General features: G+C 42.4%; 17 protein-coding genes and 1 pseudogene. 1 reads left to right on the top strand and 17 read right to left on the bottom strand.

The window, feature by feature from the left end; all coding sequences use genetic code 11:
• Positions 1 to 408: 408 nt before the first annotated feature.
• The 6 genes from C2M32_RS17320 to C2M32_RS17295 form a co-directional block, all read right to left on the bottom strand.
• Positions 409 to 1416: an isocitrate dehydrogenase gene (locus C2M32_RS17320; protein WP_105169574.1), complete on the bottom strand. Its 1008-nt coding sequence runs from the start codon at positions 1414 to 1416 to the stop codon at positions 409 to 411.
• A gap of 232 nt (positions 1417 to 1648) precedes the next feature.
• On the bottom strand, positions 1649 to 3340 hold the full coding sequence (locus C2M32_RS17315) for a hypothetical protein (protein ID WP_105169573.1): 1692 nt from the start codon (positions 3338 to 3340) through the stop codon (positions 1649 to 1651).
• A gap of 3 nt (positions 3341 to 3343) precedes the next feature.
• On the bottom strand, positions 3344 to 3727 hold the full coding sequence (locus C2M32_RS17310) for a DUF3192 domain-containing protein (protein ID WP_105169572.1): 384 nt from the start codon (positions 3725 to 3727) through the stop codon (positions 3344 to 3346).
• A gap of 66 nt (positions 3728 to 3793) precedes the next feature.
• Positions 3794 to 4582 (bottom strand): flap endonuclease Xni, encoded by a 789-nt coding sequence (gene xni / locus C2M32_RS17305; RefSeq protein WP_105169571.1) that lies wholly within the window; start codon positions 4580 to 4582, stop codon positions 3794 to 3796.
• A complete protein-coding gene (gene ppnN, locus C2M32_RS17300) occupies positions 4579 to 5922 on the bottom strand; it encodes a nucleotide 5'-monophosphate nucleosidase PpnN (protein ID WP_105169570.1) in 1344 nt (447 codons plus the stop codon). The genes xni and ppnN overlap by 4 nt, the downstream gene beginning before the upstream one ends.
• Positions 5923 to 5935: 13 nt before the next feature.
• Entirely contained in the window at positions 5936 to 7483 is a 1548-nt protein-coding gene (locus tag C2M32_RS17295) for a GGDEF domain-containing protein (RefSeq protein ID WP_105169569.1), read from the bottom strand.
• 186 nt (positions 7484 to 7669) lie between these two features.
• Between C2M32_RS17295 and C2M32_RS17290 the strand changes: the two are divergent.
• Positions 7670 to 9459, top strand: a pseudogene (locus C2M32_RS17290) (M61 family metallopeptidase).
• A 101-nt stretch (positions 9460 to 9560) separates the two neighbouring features.
• Here the strand turns inward: C2M32_RS17290 and C2M32_RS17285 are convergent.
• From C2M32_RS17285 to hisD, 11 genes are all read right to left on the bottom strand, one after another.
• Positions 9561 to 10175 (bottom strand): M23 family metallopeptidase, encoded by a 615-nt coding sequence (locus C2M32_RS17285; protein ID WP_105169568.1) that lies wholly within the window; start codon positions 10173 to 10175, stop codon positions 9561 to 9563.
• Positions 10176 to 10332: 157 nt separating this feature from the next.
• Positions 10333 to 10551 carry a helix-turn-helix transcriptional regulator gene (locus tag C2M32_RS17280; protein ID WP_105169567.1) on the bottom strand — a complete coding sequence of 73 codons (219 nt, stop codon included), beginning with the start codon at positions 10549 to 10551 and terminating at the stop codon, positions 10333 to 10335.
• Positions 10544 to 11044, bottom strand: a complete 501-nt coding sequence (locus C2M32_RS17275) for a hypothetical protein (protein ID WP_105169566.1) — start codon at positions 11042 to 11044, stop codon at positions 10544 to 10546. Before C2M32_RS17275 ends, C2M32_RS17280 begins: the two co-directional genes overlap by 8 nt.
• A 107-nt stretch (positions 11045 to 11151) precedes the next feature.
• Positions 11152 to 11928, bottom strand: coding sequence for a glycosyltransferase family 25 protein (locus tag C2M32_RS17270; RefSeq protein WP_105169565.1), 777 nt, complete (start codon positions 11926 to 11928; stop codon positions 11152 to 11154).
• A gap of 162 nt (positions 11929 to 12090) precedes the next feature.
• Positions 12091 to 12708 (bottom strand): bifunctional phosphoribosyl-AMP cyclohydrolase/phosphoribosyl-ATP diphosphatase HisIE, encoded by a 618-nt coding sequence (gene hisIE / locus C2M32_RS17265; RefSeq protein WP_105169564.1) that lies wholly within the window; start codon positions 12706 to 12708, stop codon positions 12091 to 12093.
• Positions 12699 to 13478 carry an imidazole glycerol phosphate synthase subunit HisF gene (hisF, locus tag C2M32_RS17260; RefSeq protein ID WP_105169563.1) on the bottom strand — a complete coding sequence of 260 codons (780 nt, stop codon included), beginning with the start codon at positions 13476 to 13478 and terminating at the stop codon, positions 12699 to 12701. The genes hisIE and hisF overlap by 10 nt, the downstream gene beginning before the upstream one ends.
• The gene (locus tag C2M32_RS17255) at positions 13460 to 14194 is read right to left on the bottom strand and encodes a 1-(5-phosphoribosyl)-5-[(5-phosphoribosylamino)methylideneamino] imidazole-4-carboxamide isomerase (protein WP_105169562.1); all 735 of its coding nucleotides are present in this window, start codon (positions 14192 to 14194) and stop codon (positions 13460 to 13462) included. The genes hisF and C2M32_RS17255 overlap by 19 nt, the downstream gene beginning before the upstream one ends.
• Before the next feature lie 9 nt (positions 14195 to 14203).
• Positions 14204 to 14797, bottom strand: coding sequence for an imidazole glycerol phosphate synthase subunit HisH (hisH, locus tag C2M32_RS17250; protein ID WP_105169561.1), 594 nt, complete (start codon positions 14795 to 14797; stop codon positions 14204 to 14206).
• Positions 14794 to 15855 carry a bifunctional histidinol-phosphatase/imidazoleglycerol-phosphate dehydratase HisB gene (gene hisB / locus C2M32_RS17245; protein WP_105169560.1) on the bottom strand — a complete coding sequence of 354 codons (1062 nt, stop codon included), beginning with the start codon at positions 15853 to 15855 and terminating at the stop codon, positions 14794 to 14796. The genes hisH and hisB overlap by 4 nt, the downstream gene beginning before the upstream one ends.
• 10 nt (positions 15856 to 15865) lie before the next feature.
• A complete protein-coding gene (hisC, locus tag C2M32_RS17240; RefSeq protein WP_105169559.1) occupies positions 15866 to 16939 on the bottom strand; it encodes a histidinol-phosphate transaminase in 1074 nt (357 codons plus the stop codon).
• Positions 16932 to 18230, bottom strand: coding sequence for a histidinol dehydrogenase (gene hisD, locus C2M32_RS17235; protein WP_105169558.1), 1299 nt, complete (start codon positions 18228 to 18230; stop codon positions 16932 to 16934). The genes hisC and hisD overlap by 8 nt, the downstream gene beginning before the upstream one ends.
• Positions 18231 to 18232: the final 2 nt, after the last annotated feature.

Here is an 18232-nt window from a genome sequence, read left to right as displayed (position 1 = left end):
GATAATTTCCCAAAAAAAAACCCCGCAATTGCGGGGTTAAAGCGTAAATTTGCTCAACACGGCCCCGCTGGACTTAAGGTTAAGACCAGGACTAGGACATGTAGGTTAGATAAAATACGTTTCATTTTGGTGCTAATTCTATTTGTTAGTTTACGCAAGTTATTAAATGTTGTTTTCCAACTCATGTCAAGGGCAGTTCTTTGAATGTGCATAAAAAACGCATTTTTTAAGATTATTTAAATTATTTTGCGTATTTATTGTGAATTTAAAGCGTTTAAGGGGTGTTATTATGCAGGTTTTTGGGAGGTTGGATTTATTTATTCGAAAAAGGTGTTTTCAGATTTACAAAAGTTGTAGCATTTAAAACAAGAAGATGGGGGACCGAATCATTCAGTCCCCAACTAGACGTTAAAGTCGTTCGATCACAGCCTGAGTAAAGTCAGTTGTGCCATGGTTTCCGCCTAAATCACGTGTTGTACGGTCACCTGATTTAATTACATCAGCTACTGCATTTCTGATTCGGTCAGCAGTGTCACCCATTTCTAAATACTCAAGCATTTGAATTGAAGCAAGAATAACAGACGTTGGGTTCGCTAGGTTTTTGCCTGCGATATCAGGAGCACTACCGTGAACAGCTTCAAAAATAGCTGCATTCTCACCAATGTTTGCTCCTGGTGCCATACCTAGGCCACCAACAAGACCAGCACACAGGTCAGACAAAATATCACCAAATAAGTTTGTCGTAACAATCACGTCGAACTCTTCTGGCGTCATGACTAACTTCATACAAGTTGCATCTACAATCATTTCTGCTGATTCGATGTCTGGGTAACGCTCGCCTACTTCACGAGCAACTTTTAGAAACAGGCCTGAAGTTGACTTAAGGATGTTGGCCTTATGAACCGCCGTTACTTTTTTACGTCCTTCACGACGCGCTAACTCATACGCAAACGTTACAATTTTCTCTGCGCCTTCACGAGTGATTTTAGACATTGCTTCTGCTTCATTACCGTCTTCTGAAACAACTTGACCCAGACCAGAATACATACCTTGAGTGTTTTCACGTACGGTGATGATGTCAATGTCGTCATAACGTGCTTTAGTACCAGCAAAAGACTTAACTGGACGGACGTTTGCATACAAACCAAAATGCTTACGTAGCGTTACGTTGATAGAAGTGAAACCTTCGCCAACCGGAGTAGTTAAAGGACCTTTAAGAGTGATTTTGTTCTTTTCAATCACATCAAGCGTTTCTTTTGGAAGAAGCTCCCCAGTTTTTTCTAACGCAGCTAGACCTGCATCTACATATTCATAGTCAAAGTCACAGCCCGCTGCATTTAAGATTTCAATTGCTGAATCAATAATGCTTGGACCGATGCCGTCACCTTTAATCACGGTAATGGTTTGCTTAGCCATTCTGGTTTTTCCTTTATCAAAAATAAATAATACACCACACCCAATGGGCACTACTGAGAAGTTTAGTAAACAAAGAGGGAGGGTGTGTGTTCGCTTGAAAGTTTAAGCGCGTTTTATAACAATTTATGCGTACTTATACCAGTATGGAATGACAAATAGGGTATACACAGCATTTATGCTTGTTATATGTTTTATTTATTGCGTAAATAATAGGCGGGGTTGTGGCGCGAATTTAATCGATATTGCAGCTTGGTCCATGGGTAATAAAAGCATCGCAGAACTCTCGCAAGGAGTTCCATTGAAACTCTTTGATTACATCTTCAAGTAATTGACTTTGCCATGCACTGAGCTCTTGAGACTCTCCTAGTGTGTGGTTAGCTAATAGCTTTATTGCAACCAGATGGCGCGCCTCGTCACTGAGCGTATCTTTATCCGCTTTTTCAGTTTCTAAAAATGCCTGGTGAGATGGGGAATGGGCAAAATATTTATTAGAAAATTCGGTGAATTGCGCGTCGTTTAGACGTACAAAGCCAAATAAATGTGCGATAGATACACTCTTTTCATTCAGCTCTTCAGTATTTCCTTTCACTAGTTTTCGAATCGCGCAACTATGATTAGACAACATGAAATAAATAGCAGCAGTAAAGGGACTTAGAAGATGTTCGAACTGTTCTGAATGTTCATGACTCAGTAGCGTCATAATGATTTTGTTAAGATGGTTGTATTTATGCCATACGTCATTAGCAAATGGGTGACGGAGCTCTGAGATCAGTGTTTCTAGTAGGACCCGTTGGCAAAGCAGGCCTGCTGTATCTAGCCCTACCATAGTCAGACAATGACGTACGGTGCTGGCTTTTTGTCCTTGTCGGTTATACTGTCTGGCCGCCTGCTGTAATGCGTAGGTGATCTGATAAAACGGTTTGATAGCTTTTTCTATCGCTTTAAACTCTAAAAATTGATGTTGGCCTAGCTTGGTTATCGCTTGCCAAATTGCGTCCTGATGGCTGTGTATTTCAACAGGTTGTGGTATTTGGTCATTAAACCAAATGGAATAAAGCAGCTTTCTGTCAGACGTGGTTATGGGGCGATAGCGGGGGGTAAAACGCTTGCTGGTTTTTATCATGCCCACAGCATTGTTGTTATCAAGTAACACTAACAATAAACCATCGTGTGTAGCGGATAGCACTAACGCTTGTTGGCCTTTATAGTTTACCAGTGAACCACCTGGATAATCGGTTATCTGCCTTGCTAACGCTAACAGTGAAATTTGCGCGAATTCATTATGTGTCCCTAGGTAAAGGGATTTAAGGGCTTGCACAATCGTGAACGTCTTCACTTTTGGCCTAGGTGTGATGGCCTTAGCAATGCGCTTCGCTAAAGTGACTAAAATACTGGTGTTATCATACAAAGGAATGGATTTGTTTCCAGTAATGGCCGTGGTGTATTTATCTAAACGAGATAAAATACGTTGTAGTTGACCTTGGGGCACATTTGCGCTCTCCAGCATTGTGATTGCAAACTGATGCCTGAGCTTAACCAGTTTGGCTTCTTGTGTGCTGAGTACATCACCTCTGGCTGCTTTATTGGTCTCATTAGAGCAACATAAATGATCGCTTAATGCGGCAATAACCAGCTCTTCGGTGAAGTTAGCGTCGTAGCCGTTGGCGCTACAAAACGCGCACACTAAAATACATTGGTTAACGGTGAGGTTAGTAGCATAACCATGATCAGAGGCGTAAAACTGTAAATGTGCATGTAACGCGTTGGGCTGATGGCGGTAACTTTGTACAAAGCGTTCCGCAAGCTGACTTAGCGTAGGGTAAATAGCGGGCCATTTCTGTTTATTGTAATAGAGTCGAAGCGCCTGATGTGTATGCTCAAAAAGGCGTTTTAAATGAGCTGGACTAGGCTTAAATTCAGACATTTTTTACAATGCCTTCTCATAGGCCACGCTTGCAGCAGGCCCCCAAAGGATTAATTTTCCATTCTCGAATAGCAGGCCGGTGCACTCATCTTGTGTGGTGATACCATCGGGTTTGACCAGTTGCGTGCGGTAATAAACAATTTGCAACATTTTTTCTGGCTGCTTTTTAACGTATGTCAGATCAGGGCTACCTAATGTCTCAAGCACGTCATTAATATTAATGTCTTGGTCAGGTTTGAGTTTGTTGATGTAACGGTTGTTAAATGCTTCCCTGTCTTGCCAAATCATGGCTTGAGGATCATCTTTGTAAAAATTAATAACTAACATCACAATTGCTGCATAAACCGCAAGGCCCAAAACGATGTACTGCAATACTTTTTTGATCATAGAGAACTCACCGGATAACGGAGTGAGAGTATAACAAAGCTTAACAGACGACAAACCAAGTTGCGACTAATCAACGTCATGGCATGTGAGCCTGAGTTGTTTCATGTTAAAACCCAAATGAATATCTGTTCTAAGTGTCACTAAATGCTTGCTTATCACATAGTCTTCCATTCCAGCCAACAGCTTATTTTTTAATGCTTTCTTGCACTCAGGGTCTTCGAGTGCAGCAGAGATCTGAGGATATTGATTAACCAGTTGAGCTGCAGATTTTTGGCCAATGCCCTGAACGCCAGGAATATCGTTGGTCTTATCTCCGCTTAATGCCCAAAAGTCTACTAGCTGATGTTTGCTAACGTTAAAGCGCTCTTCAATATCTCTATCGCAAAGCCAGTGGCGTTTAAAATAGTCGTAGATCTCAATTTTTGTGTCGAGCAAAGGCATAAACCCTTTGTCGGTAGAGACGATAACAGATTGCACTTTGGCCTTTTTGGCCTTACTCGCAAGGGTCGCAATAATGTCGTCGGCTTCATCTTGGGTAGGTTTGTAAACAGTGACACCATGATCGCCGAATGCCTCAGCAATCATATCAAGGTTATCTGACAAAAGTTGTGGCATGGGTTTGCGGCTGTGCTTGTACTTGTCATAGTAGTGGTATCTCCAGCTCTTTTGTCCGTCAAAGACGGCAATGGCATGGGTGGCCTGTGTCAGTTTGAGTAATTTACGAGTCGCATGACTCACGCGGCTTTTACATGACAGCACGGTTTGTTTTTCACTACGGTGACTGTGTTGTTCATCCACAGCATAGATGCGTCGAATTAAATTCAACGCATCTATAAGTACTAATTTTTGATTCATGCTTTTATTTGATAACAGGGAGTATATTTGCTGCCGGGTAGTTTCATTCTTCCTTGATCAACGAAGGCACGCAGTAATTTGTCCATATCTTTCATTAATGATGTGTCACCAGTGAGTGTATAAGGGCCATGTTGTTTAATTGCTTGTATACCTTCATCTTTAACATTACCCGCTACAATCCCTGAAAAAGCGCGACGCAAATTTGCCGCGAGTTGTTGAGTAGGTTGATTTAGGTGTAGGTCTAGCGCCGACATATTTTCGTGTGTCGGTGCAAAAGGCATTTGAAATTCATTGTCTATTTTCAATGTCCAATTGAAGTAATAGGCATCACCTTGTTCCTTGCGGTACTCTCTCACCTGTTTCATGCCAGCTTTGAGTTTTCGTGCTACCAACGCTGCGTCATCAACAATAACCTCAAACTTCTCTAATGCGGCTTCGCCGAGCGTACTTTTTACGAAAGTACAGATTTCCTCAAAATAGCCAGCAGACTCTTTGGGGCCTGTGAGTATAACGGGTAAGCACTGCTTTTCATTCTCTGGATGAAGCAAAATACCTAGCAAGTAAAGTAACTCTTCAGCTGTTCCGGCTCCACCAGGGAAAATAATGATGCCATGTGCTGTACGTACAAACGCTTCGAGTCGTTTTTCTATATCAGGGAGAATGACGAGTTCATTAACGATTGGATTAGGTGGTTCCGCCGCAATAATGCTGGGTTCTGTAAGACCAAGGTAGCGATTATTACTGATCCTTTGTTTTGCATGGCCGATAGTAGCGCCTTTCATTGGGCCTTTCATCGCCCCAGGCCCACATCCTGTGCAAATATTTAGCCCTCTGAGGCCTAGCTGGTAACCCACTTCTTTAGTGTATTGATATTCGACTTCGTTAATAGAATGACCGCCCCAGCAAGTAATTATATTTGGGTCGGAATTAACTTCTAGCGCATCAGCGTTACGCAACATATCAAACACCATATGAGTGATCTCACGAGGCGTATTAATTTGCTCTTGATGGCGCTGACATATAAATAAAATATCTCGGATCACAGAGAAAATGTGTTCATGAATACCTAAAATAATCTCACCATCTACGAAGGCTGTTTCAGGTGGATTGGTCAACTCGATTTTAATGCCACGCTCTCTCGCAATAAGCCTGATGTCAAAATCTTGATATTTATTGTAAATCTCTGAGCTTGAGTCAGTGTGGCTGCCTACATTTAGCACAGCTAAAGCGCAGTTGCGAAATAACCTATACCGTTCGCTATTAGAAGACTGCTGTAGTAAGTCTACCTCAAGTTGAGATAGTAAATTTAGTACGCCAGTTGGATTTAACTGTATTTGCATAGGCTTCTCCTTGTTATTCACGAAGGCATAAGCGGTCTCGTCCGCTATTTTTAGCCTCGTAAAGTGCGCTATCTGCTCTATCAAAAGCGGACAGCGGGGTATCACCATCTTTAAATTGCGTTGCGCCTAAAGATATGGTGATTTGTACTTGCGTCTCTTTAAACTTAAAAGGGATCGACTTAATGGTATTGCGCAATTTTTCAAGTGGCTGCTTAGCATGCTCTAAGTGCATCCCTGGCATAAGTAGAACAAATTCTTCACCGCCATAACGCGCAATGAAATCGGTTTTACGTATCGCTTTTTTCAAGGCTCTTGCAATAACTTGTAATGTCTTGTCACCCGCACTATGACCATATTTGTCATTGATTGATTTAAAGTGATCCACATCAATAACTACCAAAGTTATATCGCCTTTATTAACGCCGAACAAATGAAACTCTTGATTAAATCTATCATCAAACGCGGTGCGATTAGGTAACTTGGTTAACCCGTCTAATAGGCTTTTAAAGCGTTGCTCAGACAAGCGTTTTTTATAGGTATTAACTTTGGTCTCGAGTACATTGATGCGATCATTAATTTTCTCAAAGCTTTCATACAGTGCTTTTTTGTCTTCATGCTCGATACGCTCACGTTCGATCAAATCCTGACTCAGCATCTTTAATTCACCATCAACTAAGCTTTTCAGCTCACTGATTGACGTCGCTTCTTGAGTTCGCGAATTTAAACTCTGGATCTTAGCTTCTATTTTTTTGTTTAAATTGGTAATTTGTTTATTGACGTTTTGTGAGTGTTTGGTCGTCTCTACAATCGATGTATTGAGCTCTTCCAACGTTTGGTTAAGCGATACTAAAAAACCCTGAGCTGACTGCCGTTCACGAGCAATACTTTTGACTATCACCCTGATGATATTGAGCGATGAGTCCAGCAATGAATCAACATTATCATTGAGTGTGATGTTGCCTTTAATAGCCTTAACTTCTTGTGACACATCTTCGTCAAAGGTTAGTTCGTTGGCCAAATTGAGTAACTCAGACGCAATTTCTGGGCTTGCTTGTGATTGTTCCGGTGCATCTGCGACATTGGCTTGCGATAACTTCAATTGCAGCGCTTGCAGATAAAGATCAGAAAGTTTATTAAGCACTGGAATGTAGTCGTTGGTTGTATTGATATTCGCTAGTTCATGATCCAATAAATGACGCAATTTTCTGCGACCGTCATCTGGTAATCCTTTGATTTTTTGCAGCTGCTTTCCGGCAGTTAAAATGCTCTGCTCAAGTGCACGGCTATTTGCAGAATTGATAGCTTCCTGATTTTTAAGGGTTTCGTTCATACTCTCGATCAAAGGCTCGAACTCTTTAAAGTCCATACCTTTTTGTAGAACACTACGAAACTTGGCTAATTGGTTATCCAGTGCCACATCTTGACCTTTACAGCTAAGCGACAGCTTAACAGCAAATTGTGATAGTACTTCTACCTGATGCTTGCGTGCGGTTTCAAGCGCTTTGCGGGCCTTGATAGTTTGTTCTAGTTTTTTTTCTAATAGCGCAGAGTTTTTAGTCACCAATCTTAACCACTTCCATCTTCACAGGGTTTTAACTTAAGTTTACATCAATTCTTTATTTCATGTTCATGAATTTTGAGCTAGGGCCATGTTACCCAAGCAAATTGTGTATTCACCGAGTTTTTTAATTAGGAAACTAATAGTTTTGTTATGCTGGGCATAAGTTAGTTACAGCGTGATTACAATATGCATTTTAAAAATCTATTATTGCCAGTTAGTTTAGTTTCTCTCAGTGTTTTCGCTGATGTTGAGTATAAACTCACCATAGAACAGCCTGAGCATCATTTGGGTAATGTTTCAGTGTCATTTCCTAAATCCGCGCAAGCCCACCTAGATATTAAATTACCAGATTGGCGCACCGGACGCTACGAAGTATTGAACCTTGCGAACGGTATTCGCTATTTCAATGCGACAGATCATGAAGGCAATACGTTAAATTGGCAAAAAATTGATAAAAGCACATGGCGTGTTCATCTCGATAATCCTGCGCAAGTAAACGTAAGTTATCAGGTATACGCAAATCAACTTGCCAAACGAGTGCGTCACATCGACGATAGTCACGCATTTATTGATGCATCAGGCTTTTTCATGTTCTCAGATTCATTTCGTCAAGAGCCCGTTAAGGTGGCACTTGATGTCCCCAAACAATGGCGGTCAGTATCGGGTATGGAGTATGCGGACAACAAGCATACGTTTGTTGCTGAAAACTATGATGTACTTGTTGATTCGCCTATCGAAACTGGACTCAATGAACACTATAAATTCTCCGTTGATGACAGAAATTATGAGCTAGTTATATGGGGGGAGGGGAACTTTGACGCCAAACGAATCTTAGATGACCTCAAAAAGCTAGTTAAAACAGGCACGCTTATTTGGCATGAATACCCCTATGAACGTTTCGTGTTTATGGTACATGCGACAAGCGATGCGAGAGGCGCGACTGAACATTTGAATTCAACCATCATACAGCGCCACAGAGATACGTTCGCTAAGCGCGAAGATCATCTGAGTTTTATGTCTACTGCTGCCCATGAATTTATCCACACTTGGAATGTGAAAAACTACCGTCCGGCAGGGTTGGTACCCTATGATTACGTCAACCCCAATTACAGTGACCTATTGTGGCTCTCTGAAGGGTCTACCAGTTATCTGGAAGATTATTTATTGTTGAGTGCGGGTATCATGAAAACGGATGAATTTTTCAAAAACCTGACTAGTACCATTGATAGACATTTAGATAAGCCTGGCCGACAGGTTCAGTCTGCTGCGCAAACTAGTTTCGATAAATGGATTAATCAAGGTGGTGACCACGGTCTCAACTACAGTACCAACATCTATTTGGAAGGTGCGCTTATCTCTATGGCATTGGATATAGATTTGCTCGAAAATTCAGAGGGTAGGTAAGTTATCGTGATGTGCACAGGCAGCTATATAAACAGTTTAAACTGCCTAAGTCATTTACATCGGAAGATGTGAAAAACATACTAAAGCAAGTTTCTGGTAATGACTATCGTCAGTGGTGGCAACAACACGTAGATTCGCCAGTTAGTTTAGATTTTGATGTATTGCTGAGTAAAGTTGGCTTGGAGTTGTACCGTCCTGAAGGGGCGAAACCTATTGCAAGCTTAGCCGTCGTTGCTGAGTCTAAAGGGCAGTTGTTGCAACTGAAGCATGTGGCTCGTGATAGTAGTGCATGGCAAGCGGGCCTGACCTCTGGGGACAAAATAGTCGCCTTCAATGGCCATCATGTTAGAGATAATCTCTTAGATTCTTTGACTTACTTTGAAGGAGGAGAGACGGTTAAGGTAGACTTTATTCGCCGTGATAAGTTGAAGAGTACTGAGGTTAAACTGGATCAAGACTTTGATAAACAAAAGCGTGTCAGAGCAATAGCGTCTCCTAGTGACGTGCAACAGCGTTTGTTTAAAGCGTGGACGGGAGTGGATCACCCCGAAGCTGAACAAGGTGTCAAATAGGGTAGAACACTTTTTGCTAACCACATTGGTCGTGTGACCCGCTCGACACAGGAAAACCCGCTCTCTAGAGTTTTCGGGCGGGTTCTAGTGTTTTTATGATATCAGTTCTTCAGAGCAAGGTAGCTTTCACCTCTTTTAAGGCCACATTTGTGGAAGGTGGTGTTTTTAAAGGTAATTGGTACTGTTTGTCCACAGGGAAGCTTATTGTATTGAGGTGGTAGGTTTGGGCCGCATTTTTGTACGTCAAAGTGAAGGTGTGGTCCACCACTTTGTCCTGTGTTACCACTTAAGCCAATAACCTCTCCAGCTTTGACTTTATCCCCTTCATTGACCAAAACGCCTTTGTGGGTAAGGTGAAAATAACGAGCAATAGTGCCATCATCATGGCGAATAAAGATGTAGTTTTCTTTTAGATCTTCGCCGTTGTAGTCTTGATATATTTCGCGTAACGAGACGACTTCACCGTCTCTGGCCGCTACAATTTTGCTACCGATGGGTATAACGAAATCAATCGCGTATAGGCCGACGCCTTGATTTTCCGTTCTGTAATGGCCTGTCGAAACTAACACTTTATATGTTTCCCCGGTTTGATAAGGTAATACGTAATTTGAATCTTCTTGAGCGGGGAAGGCATCACAATCAACAGGGGGATTTGAGCAGGCAGTTAAAAAGGCAGTTGTGAATATACTACCAAGTGACAACAATTTATTTTTCATAACGTTACAGTCCTGTGTTTTATCAGCTTAGTCGCAGCAAGCGAGAAATTAGTTTAAACACGGCGGTGATATTTATTTAAAAATGTGCTCAATGTCTGTTTGTTACACCACGGGAATGTATGGTTTCTTTTTAAGAAATTGAAATATTATTTAAAAGTTAATTTTTTTCATTATATTGAAATACCTGCTCTAATGGCAGGTTAAACACCGCTGCGATTTTGAAGGCAACTTCCAAGGTAGGCGAATATTTGTTTGCTTCAATAGCCATTACGGTTTGTCGCGTTACTCCAATGGCTTCCGCTAATTGCTTTTGGGTCATTTCATTGTGTAAAAACCGTAGTGTCCGAATTGAATTGCTAATCGCGCATTTACTCATAGATGTCACCCGTTCGGCCTTTGTATAACTGGATGCCATAGGTGAAAACTTCTGCAAACAAGAACGCGCTCACCATCACATGTAAGGGTAGATAGGGGATATTATATTCAGCGGCTGGACCCCAACCGTTTGCTTGTGCTTGATATTGAAAAATAGCGATGCAAATCCCTGCTTGTAAAATATATGCCTTGTATTTATAGCCGACTAAATTAATTTGCTTTTCCCTGACATCTAGCGGCTGTTCCAATTCATCGTCACTGACAAATGCCAGCAGTAAGTAGCTCAAGACCATAAGCACGATGCTGTAAGTAATAACTTGTAGCAGAAGCGCTGATAACCATGAAGATGAAGCCAGTTGATCCGAAGTCGCGCTAAACAGACTCGATAAGTAGAAATAGCCAATGTATGTGCTTACCAGCAAATCAACGCTTAATGTAAGTTCTCTAAAACTTATACTCTGTAATAGTTCTTTTAAATATGCTTGCCGAGTCATGAAAACCTAACCTGAAGTAAAATATTTTTGACATAGCAAGCGTATGTTGATTTCACTTCAGTGTCAAAAATTTTTTACCTTAAGTTAAGTAAAAATAACTCAAATAACTAATTTAGCGCATTAAGTTGTTCGACGAGTGAATTAATAATCTTTGCGGTTGCTTTTTTATTGAGTATTTTCTCTTTTATTTGTAGATGCTTACGTTTGAAAAAGCGTTTTTTGGGAGAGTCTTGAGCTGCGATAGCATCAATGTCGCTGTCAAAATCTAAATCTTGCTCAAAGCAATACGGCATTAAGGAATAAACCGGCACTTTGGTTTCCCAAACGTGCTGTAAGTCGGTGTCAACAGGGCGAGCAAAACGCTCTGTTGCCGCGAGTAATTTTTTTGCACCTTCATAACTCACCGCTTGTGCGCAACAGCCTGTCATTGCCTTTTTGTGAATAACTAACTTAAAGGTTTTATCAACTGGGTATGAGAATGCAATGGCGCGGGTGCGGTTTTGGTAAGCAGATAATTTGAGCAACTGCCACGGAACTTCTATTTTGCTAATAGCAGCGAACATCTCATGTAGATTGCCTGTAATTTGAAAATCATCCTCCAGTATAATGGCATAAGGTAACTTTCTTTCGACAATAGTACGCCAGGCCTTACGATGGCTCATATAGCAGCCAACTTCACCTTTACTGAGGGGGCGATAGAACAGCTTACGATTCAATAGTGGTTGATAGTTTTTAATGAGATCTATATCACTTAACGTTTTTCCATAAACACCGGATATTCGCTCACAGGTGATATTTTGCTTAGCTAAACGCGCATTGCTTTTTTCCAAGCGTTCTGTGCTTTGATCTAAATTAATCAAAAAAATGGGGGGCTGATCTATCATTTCATTCCTCTCCAAGGTTATGCTTAAAATTAGCATAAACCACGTGTAAGCGAATGAAGTTGCCGGTAAATCAATTAACAGCAAGAAATAAACGCTTTATCGCGGTATGATTGTTGTTGTTATAACAACAATCATACCACGATAAAATATTATAACCATAATTTAACAAGGTTTGTGTCTTGCCTCTAAACACTCCACTACGTCTTGCAAACTGGTGTTGCTACGTTGCAGCAATACAAGGAGATGGTAAAGCAAGTCGGCTGATTCGTTTACAAGTTCATTTTTGTCTTGCTTCATAGCTGCTAATGCAACTTCAACACCTTCTTCGCCAACCTTTTGACAACTTCGGCTAATATCTTTAGCAAATAATGAAGCAGTATAGCTGGTTTTCGGATCATCACTTTTTCGTGAGACAATCACTTGTTCTAGCTGAGCCAAAAAACTCGTAGCAGGCTTGGCATCCCCAAAACAACTTTGTGTGCCTAGGTGGCATGTTGGCCCTGCTGGTATTGCTAGTAGGAGAATCGCGTCGTTGTCACAGTCTGTATGAGCGCTGACTAGCCGTAAAACGTTTTGAGATTCCTCCCCTTTAGTCCATAAACGCTGTTTAGATCTTGAGTAAAAAGTAACAAGTTGCTTTTCAAACGTCGCAGCAATTGCGGCTTCGTTCATGAAGCCTTGCATAAGGATTTGCCCTGTGGCTGCATCTTGTACAATGGCAGGCATTAGCGGGCATTTATCAAAATCGAGTTTGGTTATATTATCTGGAGTTAATTGCATTGTCTTACCGCCACCTGTTGCTCATTTAAAAAAGTTTTTAGCTGTCCAATATCAATGATGTTTTTATGAAATACACTGGCTGCGAGGGCTCCATCAACTTCACTTTGTTTAAATACGTCCGCAAAGTCATGCATGGTTCCGGCCCCACCAGAGGCGATTAACGGTATGTCACACATACGTCGAATTAAACTCAGTTGCGCATTGTCATAACCATTGCGTACGCCATCTTGGTTCATACAATTTAGTACGATTTCGCCGGCACCTAAATCTTGTACCATTTGTACCCACTGTTGCGTCTTGTAGCGCGTTCTGCTGGAGGCATTAGGATCACCAGTTAGTTGGTAAACTAGATAATCACCTGTGGTTTCATCGTAGAAGCTGTCTATGCCAACCACAACACATTGCTTGCCAAACTCATCGTGAAGTTCTTTGATTAACTGCGGCCTTGCAATAGCGGGGCTATTAATACTAATTTTGTCAGCCCCCTGTTCTAAAACTTTTGCAGCATCGGCAACGGATTTTATTCCGCCCGCCACGCAAAACGGAATATCAATATGCTTGGCTATATTACTTACCCAATTAACGTCTAGTAGGCGCTTTTCGACACTAGCGCTGATCTCATAGAAAACTAGCTCGTCTGCACCAGCTTCACTATAAAGTTGTGCGAGTTCGAGTATATCTCCAACCACTTCGTGGCCTTTGAACTTGACCCCTTTTACAACTTGACCGTTTTTAACATCCAAACATGGGATTATACGTTTTGATAGCATGCTAATGCCTCCTCAACACTGAATGCTCCGTCGAGTAAAGACTTACCGAGAATAATACCGCCCACTCCTATGTCGATCAGTGCTTTAATGTCAGCCAATGAGCTTACGCCACCAGACGCTTGTACTTTTATATTGCTATTATGGGCAATTAGCTGCTGATACAATTCAAAAGAGGGACCGGTCATGGTACCGTCTTTACTGATGTCCGTGCATAGAAAGTCAATTACGCCACGTTCCACATAAAAGTCCACTAATTCAAACAGGTTGTCCTCACCATCGGCAAGCCAGCCGTGAGTAGCGGGTGCCCATCCAGTGGCGGTTTTATTGACATCAAGGGCGATAACAAAGCGTTGTGCACCGAATTCTTTGAGCCATTGTGCAACTTCTTCGCGTTTGTCTACCGCCATGGAACCAATGACCACTTGGTTGGCACCGGCGTCTAACCATTGCTTTACATCGTCATAGCTACGCACACCACCACCGACTTGATAAGGCACATTAAGTGCTTTTGTTGCGGCTTGAATTTGCGTCCACTGCTTTTTACTGGGGTCTCTTGCTCCTTCTAAATCCACGAGGTGGAGTTTTTGTGCGCCACTGTTTTGATATTCAAGTAATCGACTGGCTAACTCAAACTCATAGAACTGTGCGGTATCATATTTACCTTGATACAATCGAACGATTTGGTTTTGTAGTACATCTAGTGCTGGAATTATCATCTACAATCCTTAGGGCAGCTGCCAATCTATAAAATTCTGTAAAAGTCTTGCGCCAACTTTAGCGCTACGCTCTGGGTGAAACTGCATACCTGCGTAGTTATCTTTTGCCACAATGGCCGAAAACTGACTGCCATATTCACCTTGCACCAAGGTGGCATTATTGACCTTGTGTGCAAAGCTATGAACGAAGTAAACTTGCTGAGTCTCGTCCAGGCCCTTTGTTAAAGCGTGGGGTTTTATCCCAGCTAAGTTGTTCCATCCCATATGGGGAGAGGTTAGCTTACCTACATCTAGCAACTCTACATTTCCCGGTATCATACCTAAGCAAGAAATATCACCTTCATCGGTATGGTCGCACAGTAGCTGCATACCTAAACAAATCCCCATCAATGGGCGTTCATATTCTGCAATTGCTTGCTGCCAGCCTCCTTGCTTAAGACGTTCCATGGCAACCTTAGCGTGGCCAACCCCAGGCAGTATTGCACGTTCGAAATGGTTCAGCTGTGCTGGATCGGTGATCACTTCGGGAGTGACCCCTAAGCGCTCAAAAGCAAATCGAACCGAGTTTATATTGGCACACCCTGTATTGATAATAGCTATCATAAACACCCCTTAGAACTGGCAGTTTGTTGCTGTAAATCTTGTGTAATAGCCATTCTTAGTGCTCGTGAAAAGGCTTTGAATAGCCCTTCTACTTGGTGGTGGCAATTACCATCTGATACCGAGAGGATAAGGCTTACTTGGGCGTTATCTGCTAAAGATTTAAAGAAGTGCTCAACCATTTGTACATCTAAATCGCCAACTTTGTCTCGGCTAAAGTTGGCATTGAGCACAAATGATGCGCGACCAGAAAGATCCAATTGGCACTCGGCCTTACATTCGTCCATTGGTAATGAAAAACCATAACGGGCAATTTGAGACTTTGTGCCTAATGCACTCTTGAGCACCTGACCGAAAGCAATTCCAACATCTTCGACAAGGTGATGTTCATCAATGTGTAAGTCACCACTGGCTTTAATATTTAAACCGATATTGGCGTGTGTACGAATTTGATCCAACATGTGGTCAAAAAAGCCAAGGCCAGTACTTATCTCTCCGTTGGCACTTTGATCTAAATTTGCGGCCACAGAAATTTGTGTTTCTTTGGTATTACGCGTAACACAGGCTTGGCGGTCTTGGGTGGTCAGTTTAGTGACAATCGCAGGCCAGTTATTCTCGTACAAAATGCCCTCAATACATAGGTTTTGCGCAAGTCCTATGTCTGTTTGCCGATCGCCAATGACGTATGAACGGGCAAGGTCGACCTTACCTGAACGCATTAGTTCAGTTAGCAAGCCTGTTTTTGGTTTTCTGCACTGACAATTATCGGCGTCAAAATGCGGGCAAATCAACACCTCGTCAAAAGTGATCCCCTGACTGGTGAAAATTTCCATCATTTTGTTCTGTGCGATATCAAAATCAGCAGTGGGAAAGCTGTCGGTGCCGAGACCATCTTGATTAGATACCATGACGAGTCGATAACCCGCTGCTTGTAACTGTAACAATGCGGGAATGACATTCGGTAGAAGGCTGAGCTTTTCTAAGCTATCAACTTGCTTATCGGTAATTGGCTCTTCAATCAAGGTGCCGTCTCGGTCAATGAATAGGTATGGTGTGCTCATGTTTAATCCTCTACTGCTGTGCGTCTAACGCGTCAAGCCAAATTTTTACTTGTTCTAGTTCTTGTTCATTGCCGATAGATATTCGCAACCAATTATCTTGCGCGTACAGAGTGAACGGGCGCATAATTAGTCCGCTTTGCATCGCTTTGTCTATATCCTCTTTACGCGTGAGCTGTACGGTGACAAAATTGCCCTGCCCATCAAGTACCTTACTAACTGCAGAGCAGTTCTTGAGCCATTGGGTTAAGGTCGCTTTAGCGCGATTTAAGATGGTCACTTGGCGACGCATTTGCGTAATTGCATCACTTTGTAGTGCTTGTTGTGCAATCAGGGCAACGACACGAGATACGGGATACGGCGCAATGACTTTACGTATGGGAGCAAGCAAAGTGGCGTTGGCAAGCATAAAACCAGTTCTCAACCCCGCTAATGCAAACGCTTTAGACAAAGTACGCAGCACCACGATGTTCTCAAAATCTTGTAGCAACGATGAAGCGGTTTGTTCGGGGCAAAATTCGATATAGGCTTCATCTACAACGACAATTGCTTTGTTTTCTAATGCTTTTGCGATTGCTGATATTTTGCTGAGCTCAGTCAGGCTACCTGTAGGGTTATTAGGGTTACATATAAACACTAATTTGCTGTTACCGACTGCCGCGACGATTTGCTCATTAGACCCTTGTAGTAGTAAGTCCTGAGTTAACCCGTTGATTGCCACATTGTGGCTATCTGCTGTAACTTTATACATGCCATAAGTTGGCAAGAACAAGGCAATACTGTCCTCTCCACTTTTACAATAGGTTCTAACCAGTAACTCTATGCCTTCATCCGCGCCACGGGTCATGAGTACTTGCTCTTTATTTAATTGCGCGTACTGTGCGTAAGCATCGATCACTGGTTCAGGCTGCGGATCTGGGTAGCGATTGAGATCTGATAAGCTCAGTTCGATATTTTTTGAGTAAGGGCTTTCATTGGCGTTGAGCCAAGTTGAGCCTGAGAGCTTTTGACTTTTAGCCGAACTATACGCAGCTAAAGCGTTTATGTTTTCTGGCAACAGGTTGTTAGGAAATGCTTGTTTAGTCATTTTTTATTGTCTCCAAGCGGACCTTGACGGCATTTGCGTGTGCATCGAGTCCTTCAGCGTTTGCTAAAGGTAAGATAGCGGTGCTGAGATTTTTAAGCCCTTGGGGGGTGATGCTTTGCACGGTGTAAGTTCTATAGAAATCGAGCAAATTTAAACTTGAGTACACCTTAGAGTAGCCATATGTTGGTAATACATGGTTGGTACCAGAGGCATAATCTCCTGCAGATTCCGGTGTGTAGTCGCCAACGAAAACAGAACCTGCATTTTTCACCAAAGGCATATATGGTGTCGCATCTGCTAGCTGCAAAATTAAGTGTTCAGGGCCGTACAGCGCCGAGACTTCAAACGCTTGTTCTACAGAGTCCACTAACACAAGCGCGCTGTTTCGTAGAGCTGCCGAGGCAATGCTTTGACGACTTAAGTTTTGTAGTTGCGTATCAATGGCAATTTTTGTTTGTTCAATAATCTGCTCGCTGTTGGTCAGTAAGATCACTTGCGAGTCGGCGCCATGCTCAGCTTGTGAGAGCAAATCAGCGGCAATAAAGTTTGGATTTGCACGCTCATCAGCAATGACTAATACTTCTGATGGGCCTGCTGGCATATCAATAGCGAATCCAGTTTGTGTTTGACTAAGTATCTGTTTTGCCATCGTTACATAGCTATTGCCTGGACCAAAAACCTTATTCACTTTCGGTACGCTTTGTGTGCCTAAAGCCATCGCCGCGATAGCGCCGGCACCACCACTTTCAACAATGATTGAAATACCACATAGTTTGGCAGCGTATAAGATTGCGGGATTGATGGTATTATCGCCATTTACAGGCGTCGCCAATACGATGGTGTTAGCACCACACAATTGTGCACACACGCCTTGCATCAAAACCGAAGAAGGAAGTGGGGCGCTGCCACCAGGCACATACAATCCAACCGCGTCGATAGCTTGGTATTTAAGTTCGCATTCAACGCCTGCGGTTGTTTGCAGCTTAATGTCTTTTGGTAACTGGGCTTGGTGAAATGCCTTAATATTGCTATAGGCCTGATCAATAGCAGTTTTTAGTTCGTTTGATAACAGACTCTCACTGTCTTCTATTTCCTTCAGAGGCGTGCGAAGACGGGCATTAGTCCGTTTGTCGTATAGTTCTGCGTAGTTGAGCAGGGCTTGGTCGCCATTAGCTTTCACTTCTTCAATTATTTGTAGAACACTTGCTTCAACAGCTTTACTTGCACTGACAGCTGGGCGTGTGAGCAACGCCTGTTGAGTTTGTGGACTAACCTCATTCCATCTGACCACGG

This window comes from Pseudoalteromonas sp. T1lg23B, assembly GCF_002964665.1.
GTDB lineage: Bacteria > Pseudomonadota > Gammaproteobacteria > Enterobacterales > Alteromonadaceae > Pseudoalteromonas.
This window is presented reverse-complemented; position numbering and strand designations above follow the sequence as displayed.